The organism is Bacillus sp. CR71 (assembly GCF_003429245.1).
Taxonomy (GTDB): Bacteria; Bacillota; Bacilli; order Bacillales; family Bacillaceae_G; genus Bacillus_A; species Bacillus_A thuringiensis_S.
The window spans coordinates 4,160,631-4,175,031 of record NZ_CP031748.1; the positions used below are offsets into that span (position 1 = coordinate 4,160,631).

Genomic DNA, 14,401 nt, shown 5'->3' on the forward strand with positions numbered 1-14,401 from the left:
CCTGCTGGTGCTACTGGCGCTACTGGACCTCAAGGTGTTCAAGGACCTGCTGGTGCTACCGGCGCTACTGGTGCTACCGGCGCTACTGGACCTCAAGGTGTTCAAGGTAACACGGGTGCTACCGGCGCTACTGGTGCTACGGGTGCTACTGGACCTCAAGGTGTTCAAGGTAACACAGGTGCTACGGGTGCCACTGGACCTCAAGGCATTCAAGGACCAACGGGTGCTACCGGCGCTACTGGTATAGGAGTTACTGGACCTACTGGACCTTCTGGTGGGCCTACCGGACCTACTGGGCCAACTGGACCTAGCTTCCCTGTAGCAACAATTGTTGTAACAAACAATATTCAGCAAACAGTACTGCAATTTAATAACTTTATTTTTAGTACTGCAATTAACGTAAACAATATTATCTTCAACGGCACAGATACAGTTACTGTTATCAACGGTGGTATTTATGTAATTAGCGTATCCATTTCTACAACTGCGCCAGGATGCGCTCCACTCGGAGTAGGAATTTCAATTAATGGAGCAGTCGCAACTGATAATTTCTCTTCAAATTTAATAGGCGACTCACTTTCATTTACTACAATCGAAACATTAGTAGCTGGTGCAAGAATTTCTGTCCAATCTACTCTTAATGAGATTACGATTCCTGCGACAGGAAATACTAACATCCGCCTTACTGTATTTAGAATCGCTTAAATTTCACTATATATTGTTTATGACAAATAAAAAAAGAGCGAGAAACTCGCTCTTTTTTTGTTATGTACAATAATTCATTACTATTCTAATTCAATTGAAACATTTTTTTGTGGTACAAATGTAGAAATTGCATGTTTATAAATAAGCTGTTGCTTACCTTCTGTTTCCAGTAGGACTGTAAAATTATCAAATCCTTTAATTAGTCCACGAAGCTGGAAACCATTTAATAAGTACAGCGTAACAAACGTATTTTCTTTACGGAGTTGATTTAAAAACTGATCTTGAATATTGATTGATTGCTTCATGTCGAATCCTCCTCTTTTTCTCTACTTACTATTATTCGACTTTACTTGTAACTTTCCTTCTATGTATCGTAAAATTTCTGACGTTTTTTCACCGTCTGTAACATCAAACCACGTGACATCCATTTTATTACGGAACCACGTTAATTGACGCTTTGCATAACGACGCGAATTCGTCTTTAATTGTGATACCGCATCTTCTAAAGAGGCTCGATTCTCAAAATAATCATAGATTTCTTTATATCCAATCGCTTGAATAGATTGACAATCTCGTATCCCTCTATTATACAGCCCTTCTACTTCCTCTAATAGGCCTTGTTCCATCATCAAATCCACTCGTAAGTTAATGCGATCGTATAGCATTTCTCGATCCATTGTCAAGCCAATTAATGAAACATCATAGAGTAACTCTTTTTCTTGTTTCTCAATTTGGTCACTCATTTTTTCACCCGTCGTGTGGAAAATTTCTAACGCCCGAATGACACGTCGTACATTATTTGCATGAATACGCTCTGCACTTTCTGGATCTACTTCTTGCAATTTTTTATGTACATATTCCACACCGCGTTCTAAAGCTAACTTTTCCATTTGCTCTCGGTATATCACATCACCAGCATCATCTGTAAACTGATAATCGAATAAAACAGATTGTATATAAAGACCGGTCCCACCAACTATAATTGGTAATTTACCACGTTCTGTAATTTCTCGAATATGTTTGCGAACACGTTCTTGAAATTCCGCGACAGAAAATGAATCTTCCGGATTTTTTATATCGACCATATAATGTGGAATTCCGTCCATCTCTGCTTGTGTTACCTTTGCAGTTCCAATATCCATCGTTCGATAGATTTGCATGGAATCACCACTAATAATTTCACCGTTCAACGCTTTGGCAAGATCGATACTTAACTTCGTCTTTCCAACAGCTGTTGGTCCAATGATGACAGCAACTTTTTCACGTTGCACTTCTCCCATAGCATTCAACTCTCTTTATGTAATATACTCCATCTATTGATTATACCCAATCTTACCAATTTTAACGGCATGATTGCAAGTTCTTTCATTTCGGTACATGAAATTACATATAAAAAAGAACATAGTTTGTCCAATTCTGCATATACATGATAAAAATAGTTTCGAGAGGATGAGTTAACTATGAAACAATCCACCATCAATTTTTCATCTTTGACAAAAGACCTCATTTTAGCTACTTCTACAAAAGAACAAAATTGTTCACAAGAGGAATTATACTTCGCCCTAAATTGTTTACTACGGGCTTTTCATTCTACTCTCCATGAAACAACATCACATCCAGAAAATAAAAATACAGAATATATACAAACACAATTTTGCAGTGCATATAAAATTATTACAGGTAAAACTATTTATCCCTTTCAATAATCCATAAAAAGCGGTTGCTTACATAATTTCAAGCAACCGCTTTTTATATTAATATCGATAACCTATTGTATAACTTTCACTTTTACAGATTTGCGCCCCCAGCTATTAGCACTACCATCTGAACCGACTAATACATCAATACGATTTCCTTTAATCGCACCACCAGTGTCTCCAGCAATCGCTTCTCCATATCCTTCTACCCATACTTTCGAGCCCAGCGGAATTACTTTCGGATCAACAGCAATTACTTTCATATTTGGATTTGCTGTCAAATCATGCCCCATTGCAGTTAATACACGACCACCATACGAACCATTCTCACTCGGATCTGCTGTATATGCCGTCGCTTCTACTGTAATTTCACGACCACCAGTAGGCGCACTTTTTTCAGTAGATTTCGCAACTGGTTTTGCAGCCGGCTTTTCTTTTACCACAGGTTTACTTGATTCTACATTCTTAATAGAATCGTTACTCTTAACAGACTCTTTATTCTTAACTGCTGTATTATTTTTAACCGGCGCTTCTTCTTGAGCTACAACTTCTTTCTTTTCAATTACAGGTGCCGTTCCTGTTAAAAATGGCACGTGAACATATCCGACTTTTCCATTGTAGTCGAATTGTAACCATTCATTTTGAACTTGATTCGTCGTTTCAATCACATCATCTTTATTAAGTTTACCTAAAATTTCAGAATCAGTATTCGCTCCAGCACGAACATTTAATACGCCCGCCGTTACATAATATGTGCTCCTTGTAAACTCAGCACTTACAAACGCTTCCTTACCGTTTAACTTAATTTTTGTCCATCCATTTTCTGTATTTATAACATCTAGTGTATTCCCACTTAACACTTTACCTACAAGCTTTGACTCTACATTTGGGTTTTCTCTAACATTTAATACGTCTGTTGTTACAATTGTTTCCGCTTTAGCAGAACCTGCAAAAATCCCAAGACCAAAAACTGCTGCTGTTGCTATACTTAATAATTTTTTCATGAATAGCCTCCATTTGCTTTGTTTTCGTATTTTCATTATAGCAACAGATTTTTAGAATTTTTAGAAATCACACAATTACAAAGCATTCGTAATATACGATTAATGAGCTGTAACATAAATTTCCATATTAATAAAATGTATTTTTAATACAATCTCCAATGGTTTTCATATATTTTTTACATACGAGCACAAGAACTTTTTCCAGAAAAAATTACAGTGTTACTTTTTTGTTACAAAAAAACCAAAATTCATTACATCTTTTACCAAAAAGCATCAATATTCCATTGTTAACCTATTTTTTTGTAATAAAAAGAAAGCAGCTACTAAAAGCTGCTCTCTTTTCATTTGTTATTGAACTTTCTTTTTCCAAACACCTAGCATAATAGCCGAGACAATCGTTCCAATTAATATAGAGAAAATATATAGTAACGGTTTATTTACTAATGCTATTACAAATAATCCACCATGCGGTGCCGGTAATGTAATTTGGAATAACATAGATAACGCACCTGCAATACTTGAACCAACAACACAACTTACGATTACTCGAACCGGATCTGCAGCTGCAAACGGAATCGCACCTTCTGTAATGAACGATGCTCCCATAATATAATTTGTTAAACCAGATTTACGTTCCGCTTCTGTAAACTTTGATTTAAAGAATGTAGTTGCGAATGCAATCGCAAGTGGCGGTACCATACCACCAGCCATAACTGCTGAGTGCACTCCAAAATTCTGTGCTTCTATTGCAGCAATACCAAACGTAAATGCCGCTTTATTAATTGGACCACCCATATCAATTGCCATCATACCACCTAAAATAAGACCTAGTAATATAGCATTCGTACCATTTAAACCATTTAACCACCCTGTCAACATTTCATTTAATGCTACTACAGGCGGAATTACTACTTTTTGCATTACAACTCCTGTAATCAATAATCCAAAGACTGGATATAACAAAACAGGTTTAATTCCTTCTAATTGTACTGGTAGTCCTGAAAATAATCTTTTTAACCCTAAAACAACATATCCAGCTAAGAAACCAGCAATTAATCCACCTAAAAATCCAGCATTCGCATTCGCCGCTAAAAATCCACCTACAACACCAGGCATAAAACCAGGACGATCAGCAATAGAGCTTGCAATAAATCCAGCTAAAATTGGTACAAGGAATAAAAACGCACCTGTTTTTCCTCCACCAATTGACATGAACAATTCAGCTAAAGGACCTTCCGCCTTTATACCACCAAACGAAAATGCTAGCGCTATTAAAATCCCGCCACCAACAACGAATGGAAGCATATTACTTACACCGCTCATTAAATGCTTATAAATTCCTAATCCTTTTTCTCTCTCAATACTTTCTGTTTTCCCATCCTCTTTTACACCTTTAAAGATTGGTGCATCTTGTTTGACAGCTCGTTTAAGCAGATTTTCCGTTTTTCTAATCCCATCAGCAACTGGCACTTGAATGACATGTTTACCAGCAAAACGATTCATTTCTACTTGTTTATCTGCCGCAACAATAATAGCTGTTGCACGTTCAATATCCTCTTTCGTTAAACCGTTTTTAATACCTGTTGATCCGTTCGTTTCAACTTTAATCGCTATTCCTAACTCTGCCGCTTTTGCTTTTAAGCTATCCGCCGCCATATATGTGTGAGCGATTCCAGTTGGGCAAGCTGTAACAGCAAGTACGTACGGTTCATTTCCTTCTGGTTTTGCAACTTCAATCTCTTCTTCTTTTTCATTCTCTTTTTCTTTTTCATTCTCTTTTTCATCAAATAGTTGAAGAAGCTCACTTTCATCCTTCGCTTCTAATAGTTGCTTGCGAAACCCTTCATCCATTAATAATGTCGATAAACGAGACAACGTTTCTAAATGAGTATTATTCGCTCCTTCACTTGCAGCAATCATAAAGAATAAGTGTGCCGGTTGTCCATCAAGCGACTCATAATTGATACCGCTTACACTTCTACCAAAACAAATCGATGGTTGTTTAACAGCCTTTGTCTTCGCATGAGGTATTGCAATACCTTCCCCTATTCCAGTCGTACTTTGGGACTCCCGCTTTAAAATAGCTTCTTTAAATTCCGTTTTACTATTTAAACGATTTGCCCCGTTTAATTTCTCAACTAATTCATCTATGACAGCTTCTTTATTTGAAGCTGTCATATCCATAATGACTGTATCCCTTTTTAATAGTTCTGTAATTTTCATATGTTGCTTCCCCCTATCGCTTAGCTACAATTACTTGCGACAATAATTCTTCTACTTTTTCCTTCTTACATAAATCAGCTGAAAATGCTGTTGCACTCCCTGTTGCAACGCCGTATTGAAATGCCATTTCAATATCTTTTGTCTGTTCATATTTGCCTACAAACCCTGCAACAAGAGAATCTCCGGCCCCAACTGAATTAATTACAACACCTTTTGGAACAGTCGCTTCATATATACCTTCTGCCGTAAATAATAAAGCTCCCTCTCCAGCCATCGATACGATAACGTGTTTTACACCTTGTTCAATTAATTTTCTTCCATAAGGTAAAATGTCTTCTACTGTTGAAAGCTCCACTCCAAACAACTCACCAAGTTCATGGTGGTTTGGCTTAATTAAAAACGGCTTATTTTTAATTACATGTTGCAGTGCACTTCCACTTGCATCTACTACTACACGAATACCTTTTTCAGCTCCAAACGCAGCAATTGATTCGTAAAAGGTACTTGGAATAGAGACTGGTACACTCCCAGCGAGTACAACACAATCTCCAGGTTGCATACTCTCAATTTTTTTCATTAACTGTTCGAACTGCTCTTTTGTTACAATAGGACCTTGGCCATTTAATTCTGTTTCTTCTTTCCCTTTTATTTTCACATTAATGCGAGTATCTTCATCTACTTGGACGAAGTTTGTTGTTACACCTTCCGTCTGTAATACCTCTTTAATAAATTGACCAGTAAATCCACCAGTAAATCCAAGTGCTATATTTTTAACACCTAAACGCTGAAGAACACGAGAAACATTAATTCCTTTTCCTCCAGGAAACTTCATATCTTTCTCCGCTCGATTTATTGTTCCTAAATCAAAAGAAGGAACTTGCACTACATAATCAATAGATGGGTTTAAAGTAACTGTATAGATCATTGTTTATCAGCCTCAATTACATTGGTTTGTTTTTTATATTTTTCTAAATCAATTTCTAAATGGTTTGTAATAATATTTGCATCTTCAACATTTGCAATTTTCGCAAACGCAACTTCTGAAAACTTACTTTCATCAATTAAGAAATATCCTTCGTTTGCTAATGTTAATGCCATTTGTTTTAGGAGCGCTTCTTCTGGATCTGGCGTTGTAAAGCCAAGCTGTTCATGTACACCATTTGCACCTAAAAAACATTTATCAAAGCGATACTTCTGCATACTTTCCTGTGCCATAGCACCGATTAAAGCTTTCGTCCTACTCTTCATCATTCCGCCTAGTAAATACGCACGAATATTATTTTCAACTAAAGCTTCAATATGCATAAGTCCATTCGTAACGACAGTAACATCTTTATTGATTAAAAATGGAATCATTTCAAATGTTGTACTCCCTGCATCTAAATAAATACAATCACCTTGTTCAACAACGCTAGCCGCATAATTAGCAATTTGTTGTTTTATTTGAATGTTTTTGGATGATTTTTCAACCATCGTTGGTTCTTGCCCTTTTCCTGTTAAAACAGCGGCACCACCATGAACTCTTTTTAATAACCTTTGCTTTTCCAATTGTGCTAAATCACGGCGAATTGTCGACTCAGAGCTTTCTGTTCTTTCAACTAATTGCTGTAATTTTACAACTTTCTGTTCTTTTACAAGTTGCAATATCATTTGATGACGTTCAGGAGTTAACATTTTATTCACCTCTTCTTTGATTACAGTATAATGAAAACGGTCACAAAAATCAACCATAAACAGTCAAAAATAATCACAAACATTCATAAACGCTTATAAAAAGCAAAAAAGAAACCTATTCGATCAAACAATCAAATAGGTTTCTTTTCTAAATTCACTTATAAAGAAGCTTTATATATACTTAGAACATCATCTTTATTTAATTTTTTAAAGTTACCAAATTCACCATACACCATCGCTTTATTAGCCATTATATCAATTTCATTTTCTCCAATACCGTAATCAGCTAATGTTGCTGGTGATTCAATTGAAGTCCAAAATTGACGCAGTGCCTCAATTCCTTCTAACGCCACTTCTTTATCTGTTTTGCCATCTGTTTCTATATCAAATACACGAATAGCGAACTGTTTAAAACGACTTACATTTTCCTCTACAACATGTTTCATCCAGTTCGGGAATAAAATCGCAAGCCCACCTCCATGCGGTATATCATGAACAGCAGAAACTGCATGTTCAATATTATGAGTTGCCCAGTCACCTCTTACTCCCATCGCTAAAATGCCATTTAACGCCATCGTTCCGCAATATAAAATTGTTTCCCTATGCTCATAATTTTCTAAATCACTTAAAAGCTTAGGTGCTGTTTCAATGACTGTTCTTAAAACAGATTCACAATAACGGTCTTGTAGTTCTGTATTCGTTCCATGATGGAAATATTGTTCTAATACATGTGACATAATATCTACCATACCATAAATCGTTTGATCTCTCGGTACAGATGCAGTATGAACTGGATCTAAAATTGAAAACTGCGGGAATGTAACTGGGCTTCCCCATCCATACTTTTCATTCGTTTCCCAATTTGTAATTACCGAGCCTGCATTCATTTCAGAACCTGTCGCAGCAAGAGTAAGTACAGTGCCAAATGGTAATGCCTCACTAGCAAATGCTTTTTTCGTTACAATATCCCATACATCTCCATCATATTTGCTACCAGCAGCAATCGCTTTCGTACAGTCGATTACACTTCCTCCACCAACTGCTAAAATAAATTCAACTCCATTATCTTTACAAATTTGAATCCCTTTCTTTACAGTTGATACACGAGGATTCGGTTCAACACCCGTCAATTCAAATACTTCTGCATTAATATCCTTTAAAATAGAAATTACATTATCATAAATACCGTTTCTTTTAATACTGCCTCCTCCATATACGAGAAGAACCTTCTTACCAAACTGTGGAATTTCAGTTTTTAACTGTTCTAATTGATTTTTACCGAAAATAAGTTTCGTTGGATTACGAAATACAAAATTTTGCATATTTCTTTACCATCCCTTCTATATGAAAAGCAACTATACTTTTGTATACCATATTTTTTTCATTTCACAAAAAGATTTGCTTAACAAAAAAGCCCCAGCCTAAGGGCTGAGACTTTTATTGATAATAAGGTGAGATCATTAAGTAAACAATAACACCAGATAAACTTACATATAACCAAATTGGCATCGTCCAACGTACAATTTTACGGTGACGTGTTAATTGATTTGTAAAACCAAATACAAGTGCAAACAATGCAAGTGGTACAATAATTGCTGCTAGGATAATATGTGTAATTAAAATGATGAAATACACATATTTAATGAATCCTTCTCCGCCAAAATGTGTTGCTGGCGCCAAGTAATGATACGATAAATAAGAAACACAAAATAGCAACGTCGTTGTAAATGCTGCGAGGATAAAACCACGGTGCATTTTCACATTCTTTTTAATAATAGAGTATAAAGCTGCTAATAAGAATACGAACGTAAAGCTATTAAAAATCGCATTTAACATTGGTAAAATTGTTACATCAAAATGTACTTCTCCTTCATAGCCAACAGGTCCAAAGAACAAAAATAAAATAATCGCATTTACAATTACAGAAAGCGTTATCACAATAGGAGCATAGCTTTTCTGATTTGTTGATTGATCCACCAAAATGGTCACTCCCTCTTCCTTCGAGTATGTATACATAACCTCACTATTTTAACATATTATTCACAGTGTAAATGTGACAATAGTTTGACACAGCAAGACAAGACAAAGAAAAAAATCCTTCTTAATAAAACTTCTTAAGAAGGATTTTATCGCTTTATTATTCAAATAGCAACGCGATTAATTTTTGTTAAAAAATGTATCGCTATATGCTTGAAAAATTTCAGACACTTGATATCCCATTAATGAAATTGCTGTTAATGAAAAGAAACCAATCATAAGAAATCGAAACCACATATAAATCTCCTCCTTGTATTTAGCTTAAAAAACGTTAGCTACCTTACAAGTTGCGTGGCACTCTTCATCATCACTTTCCTTCTTCTTTACAATTGCTGTTATAAATCGAATCATAAAGAATAGTACAAAAGGAAATTGTTCGTAATTCACATTGGCATAGTTTAGCAACGGCTCGCGCTGCACATCGAACGGAGATGAGAAGGAATAGAACATACCTTGCTCTTCCATATATACAATTACAATTTTCATGCAAAATACTATTCCTAGAAACGAAACAATATCTTGCCATTCTGTCGTATATAACAAGTTATACAGCTCTAATACGTACTCTTCCAACATCATCCCCCCCTTCCTTTTTTACCATTCTGCTCGCCTTCGTATAAAAAGTCAAGAAAAAAGTTTATATTCACTATGACAATAGTAATTACTTGTTTCTATGATTATATATGATTCTTTTATAGCAATGATTGGGTGTAACTCTCTTCTAAAACAAGAAATTAGAATCGAACAGATTCCTCATTTTTACTTTCGGAATTCAATACTGTACTATTTTTATTTCTATTAAAAATAAAATAAGAAATTATTATAAGAAGAGTAACAAGCATCGTTAATAGTGCCTGTGAACGTAAAGATTCAATTGCGATCATTGCAACTAAAACTGCTATAATCGCAGCAATTGTAACATATGTTACATATGGAAAAAGCCACATCTTCACTTTCAAATTTTGTTGTTCTGCTTTCCCCATTTTTTTACGTATCTTGAAATGTGAAATTGCTATAACGAGATAAACGAGTAATGCAATACCGCCAGATGCATTCACTAAAAATAAAAATACTTTATCTGGAGATATGTAACTAAAAACAACTCCAATGTAAGCAAAGAAAGTTCCAAATAAAACCGCCCGAACCGGAACACCACTACTATTCAATTTCAAAAATGCCTTTGGTGCATCTCCTCTTTCTGCCATTGAAAAAAGCATTCTTGAGTTCGTATATAAACCCGAATTTAAACAAGAAAGTACAGCTGTTAAAACGATAAAATTCATAATTTGTGCTGCCGCTGGTATCCCTATATGTTCCAATACCGCCACAAATGGGCTTTTTAGTATGTTCGCTGAATTCCACGGAAGGAGTGTAACAACTACAGCGATCGATCCAATGAAAAATACGAGAATACGCCAAATCACACTATTTGTTGCTGTTTTTACTGCTTTTACAGGTTCGGCAGACTCTCCAGCGGCTACAGCAACAATCTCTGATCCCATAAATGAAAATATAACGACGGTAATTCCAAGTAACACCGAACTTATACCATTTGGCATAAATCCTCCTTGCCCTACTAAATTCGAAGTGCCAGGTGCTTCCGTTCCTGGTACAAATCCTAAAATAACAGCAAGACCTAAGCAAAGGAACAAAACAATACTTATTACTTTAATAAATGAAAACCAATATTCAAATTCTCCAAATGATTTCACCGAGAAAACATTCGTCAACGTTAATAAAATCGTTAATATTAAGCTTAATAACCAGAGTGGGATTTCCGGAATCCAGTATTGAATAATACCAGCACCTGCTGTAGCTTCTATTGCAATAACAATTACCCAGAAAAACCAATATAGCCACCCAATTGTATAACCTGCCCATGGACCAATTGCTTCTCTTGCATATGTTGCAAATGAACCACTTGTCGGATTAATAGCTGCCATTTCCCCCAGCATTCTCATAACGAAAATAACTAGAAGCCCTGCTAATGCATATGAAACGATAGAACCAGGTCCTGCCGAATGCACAACCGCACCACTTCCAACAAACAAACCAGCTCCTATTACGCCACCAATTGAGATCATTGTAATGTGGCGTATTTTGAGGTCTTTCTTAAGATTTTTATCCAACTCTTGTACATCCCCTTCCAAACTAAATTTGAAATTTATGTAAGAGTACTGTGCGAAAGATTTTGTCCTATACTTTAAAATATATCAAAATATTCTGAATTTAACAATTGCAATTCAATCTCCTTCAAAAATTATTTCATTAGATTTAATACTTTCCCATACACAATTGTTGAGAAAATTATAGTCCTCTTACAAAAGAAAGAATTTTCAGATATCATTAAATAAACAAGATTATACATCTAGACAACTTTTTGTATAGGAGTGTTAATATGTTAAACAAGTTCAAATTTTTTTGTTGTATTTTAGTAATGTTCTTACTACTACCGCTATCCCCTTTCCAAACACAAGCAGCAAACAATTTAGGTTCAAAATTACTCGTTGGATACTGGCATAACTTCGATAACGGTACTGGCATTATTAAATTAAGAGACGTTTCACCAAAATGGGATGTAATCAATGTATCTTTCGGTGAAACTGGTGGTGATCGTTCCACTGTTGAATTTTCCCCTGTATATGGTACAGATGCAGAATTCAAATCAGATATTTCTTATTTAAAAAGTAAAGGAAAGAAAGTAGTTCTTTCAATAGGTGGACAAAATGGGGTCGTTTTACTCCCTGACAATGCCGCTAAGCAACGTTTTATTAATTCCATACAATCTCTGATTGATAAATATGATTTTGATGGAATAGATATTGACCTTGAATCGGGTATTTACTTAAACGGAAATGACACTAATTTCAAAAACCCAACTACTCCTCAAATCGTAAATCTTATATCAGCTATTCGAACAATCTCAGATCATTATGGTCCAGATTTTCTATTAAGCATGGCTCCTGAAACAGCTTATGTTCAAGGCGGTTATAGCGCATACGGAAGCATCTGGGGTGCATATTTACCAATTATTTATGGAGTGAAAGATAAACTAACATACATTCACGTTCAACACTACAATGCTGGTAGCGGGATTGGAATGGACGGTAATAACTACAATCAAGGTACTGCAGACTACGAAGTCGCTATGGCGGATATGCTCTTACATGGTTTTCCTGTAGGTGGTAATGCAAATAACATTTTCCCAGCTCTTCGTTCGGATCAAGTCATAATTGGACTTCCTGCAGCTCCAGCGGCCGCTCCAAGTGGCGGGTACATTTCTCCAACTGAAATGAAAAAAGCTTTAGATTATATCATTAAGGGCATTCCTTTCGGAGGAAAGTATAAACTTTCAAATCAGAGTGGCTATCCTGCATTCCGCGGCCTAATGTCTTGGTCTATTAATTGGGATGCAAAAAACAACTTTGAATTCTCTAATACTTACAGAACATATTTTGATAATCTTTCCTTGCAAAAATAATAAAAAACAACAATAGGTTACATAACCTATTGTTGTTTTTTATTTATGTAAATTACTTTTTCACTTCTACATGATGAAGAGATTCTTTTTCATCTCTTACATAACTATTCACAAGACTTAAAAGTAATTTACCACCAATTAACATTGCTTGTTCATCAAAATCAACACGTAGCGCTATCGTCTTCCCAGGTCTTCCACCTTCAATTACGCCGATTACTCCTCTGCTCCCGATATTTGTTTTCACATCAATATGAAAACTTTTTAAGATTTCAGCTATTTTTCTCGGCGTTTCTATTTCTTGAAACGCTAGCTCTGGATATTGATGAAAATCTCTTCGTCATGAAACTATTTGATTATATAAACTTTCCAATTCTTTATGCCATGTTTCTATCCTAGAAATTCCCCTTTCTTTATTTAACACTTTAAACAAAACTTACATAATATTCAGTATTTAACTATTAAAAAAAGAGAACTTTCTCTAAAAGTCCTCCTACTATTCTAGTCACTATTTTGCTTCAACACAAAAATTGAAAGTTCAGGTACACTCCAAAATCTAACAGGCATCCTAGTAGTCCCAATGCCACGATTTACATATAAATATAACGGCTTACTCTTCCCCTCTACTTCATACATACCTTCAACATAGTTCTCAGCTAGTTTGGTAGTAATTAACGGACCTACAAAAGGAATTTGGACTTGTCCTCCGTGACTATGTCCTGACAGTTGAAGATCAACTGGGTAACGATTGATTTTGGTTACAACATCCGGCTCATGTACTAATAACATGTTGAAATCATTTTGTTTCAAGTTTTTTAAAGTTGAATCTATTTGCGGCTTCCCTAATAGAAAATCATCCAAACCTGATATTGTAATATATTTGCCATTTTCCACTTTAATTTTCTGCACTTCATTTACTAATACAGAAAAACCAGCTTCCTCCATATATTTTTTGTAAAATAAACTACCGCCCCCGCCCCTATCATGATTCCCAAACACAGCATATTTCCCTAAGGGAGCGTAAATTTTCTGCAAAATAGCCTTCGCTTCTTCTCTTTCCGCACTATAAGACCCAAATTTATCTATTAAATCTCCAGTAAAAACTACTATATCTGGATGTAATTCATTCATCTTCTCCACTAAATGTTCAAGTTGTTTCAGTGTAAACTCTGGTCCTAAATGTACATCTGAAAACTGTAATATTTTTTTATTATTAAATTCTTTAGGAATTGCAGAAGCTTCTATTTCATTCCACGTAACTGTTACTAATTTTCGTTCTATTTCTGTCGCATAATAATACAAACTTACTGGTATCATTAATATACTTATAAAAATAATAATAAATATCTTTACGATTGATTTTTTTCGTTCTTTTTTTACATGATTCGTATTCATGTTTTCACCTCTAGAAACACTTTAAATCCTTATTGTTACATTAATGTGACAACATGAACAATGTTATCAATATGTCGTTCCCTCTCTATTCACTTTGACAATTTTATACAGAAGTCATAACATATTTTTATAATACGTAGATTTTTGAATTTTTTCTATTCATTCCATCATTTTATTACGGAGGGGTT

14 protein-coding genes and 1 pseudogene are annotated in these 14,401 nt (G+C 35.2%); 3 read left to right on the forward strand and 12 right to left on the reverse strand.

The features are described 5' to 3' along the window. The coding region (locus DOS87_RS20780) for a Gly-Xaa-Xaa repeat protein (RefSeq protein ID WP_222621049.1) at positions 1-705 on the forward strand (705 nt) is incomplete at its 5' end. 80 nt (positions 706-785) lie between these two features. Here DOS87_RS20780 and hfq read toward each other — a convergent pair. Together hfq and miaA are read right to left on the reverse strand one after the other, a co-directional pair. Further along, positions 786-1,010: an RNA chaperone Hfq gene (hfq, locus tag DOS87_RS20785; protein ID WP_000813896.1), complete on the reverse strand. Its 225-nt coding sequence runs from the start codon at positions 1,008-1,010 to the stop codon at positions 786-788. Between the two features lie 21 nt (positions 1,011-1,031). After that, complete coding sequence (gene miaA, locus DOS87_RS20790; RefSeq protein ID WP_000504954.1) at positions 1,032-1,985, reverse strand: tRNA (adenosine(37)-N6)-dimethylallyltransferase MiaA; 954 nt, start codon at positions 1,983-1,985, stop codon at positions 1,032-1,034. Between the two features lie 180 nt (positions 1,986-2,165). Between miaA and DOS87_RS20795 the strand changes: the two genes are divergently transcribed. Further along, positions 2,166-2,411 (forward strand): hypothetical protein, encoded by a 246-nt coding sequence (locus DOS87_RS20795; protein WP_000814431.1) that lies wholly within the window; start codon positions 2,166-2,168, stop codon positions 2,409-2,411. Between the two features lie 62 nt (positions 2,412-2,473). On the opposite strand, the gene entD is transcribed toward DOS87_RS20795, so the two are convergent. The 8 genes from entD to gabP all read right to left on the reverse strand — a co-directional run bounded on the left by entD (position 2,474) and on the right by gabP (position 11,469). After that, complete coding sequence (entD, locus tag DOS87_RS20800; RefSeq protein WP_000735455.1) at positions 2,474-3,406, reverse strand: cell wall-binding protein EntD; 933 nt, start codon at positions 3,404-3,406, stop codon at positions 2,474-2,476. A gap of 348 nt (positions 3,407-3,754) precedes the next feature. Beyond that, positions 3,755-5,629: a PTS fructose transporter subunit IIABC gene (locus DOS87_RS20805; RefSeq protein WP_000704617.1), complete on the reverse strand. Its 1,875-nt coding sequence runs from the start codon at positions 5,627-5,629 to the stop codon at positions 3,755-3,757. 13 nt (positions 5,630-5,642) lie between these two features. Continuing rightward, positions 5,643-6,554, reverse strand: coding sequence for a 1-phosphofructokinase (gene pfkB / locus DOS87_RS20810; protein ID WP_000640857.1), 912 nt, complete (start codon positions 6,552-6,554; stop codon positions 5,643-5,645). Beyond that, positions 6,551-7,303 carry a DeoR/GlpR family DNA-binding transcription regulator gene (locus DOS87_RS20815; protein ID WP_000957288.1) on the reverse strand — a complete coding sequence of 251 codons (753 nt, stop codon included), beginning with the start codon at positions 7,301-7,303 and terminating at the stop codon, positions 6,551-6,553. Before DOS87_RS20815 ends, pfkB begins: the two co-directional genes overlap by 4 nt. Positions 7,304-7,461: 158 nt before the next feature. Further along, positions 7,462-8,625 carry an iron-containing alcohol dehydrogenase gene (locus DOS87_RS20820; RefSeq protein ID WP_001179114.1) on the reverse strand — a complete coding sequence of 388 codons (1,164 nt, stop codon included), beginning with the start codon at positions 8,623-8,625 and terminating at the stop codon, positions 7,462-7,464. Positions 8,626-8,740: 115 nt separating this feature from the next. Then, a complete protein-coding gene (locus DOS87_RS20825) occupies positions 8,741-9,283 on the reverse strand; it encodes a DUF420 domain-containing protein (RefSeq protein WP_000228316.1) in 543 nt (180 codons plus the stop codon). A 318-nt stretch (positions 9,284-9,601) separates the two neighbouring features. Beyond that, the gene (locus tag DOS87_RS20830) at positions 9,602-9,916 is read right to left on the reverse strand and encodes a hypothetical protein (protein WP_002162598.1); all 315 of its coding nucleotides are present in this window, start codon (positions 9,914-9,916) and stop codon (positions 9,602-9,604) included. Positions 9,917-10,074: 158 nt separating this feature from the next. Continuing rightward, positions 10,075-11,469, reverse strand: coding sequence for a GABA permease (gene gabP, locus DOS87_RS20835; RefSeq protein ID WP_000360101.1), 1,395 nt, complete (start codon positions 11,467-11,469; stop codon positions 10,075-10,077). Between the two features lie 269 nt (positions 11,470-11,738). Between gabP and DOS87_RS20840 the strand changes: the two genes are divergently transcribed. Further along, the gene (locus tag DOS87_RS20840; RefSeq protein ID WP_000932446.1) at positions 11,739-12,821 is read left to right on the forward strand and encodes a chitinase; all 1,083 of its coding nucleotides are present in this window, start codon (positions 11,739-11,741) and stop codon (positions 12,819-12,821) included. 154 nt (positions 12,822-12,975) lie between these two features. On the opposite strand, the pseudogene DOS87_RS30355 reads toward DOS87_RS20840, so the two are convergent. Together DOS87_RS30355 and DOS87_RS20850 are read right to left on the reverse strand one after the other, a co-directional pair. Then, positions 12,976-13,212 (reverse strand): annotated as a pseudogene (locus DOS87_RS30355) (amidohydrolase); the annotation flags it as partial. A 107-nt stretch (positions 13,213-13,319) separates the two neighbouring features. Beyond that, a complete protein-coding gene (locus tag DOS87_RS20850) occupies positions 13,320-14,213 on the reverse strand; it encodes a metallophosphoesterase (protein ID WP_001095333.1) in 894 nt (297 codons plus the stop codon). Positions 14,214-14,401 lie beyond the last annotated feature (188 nt).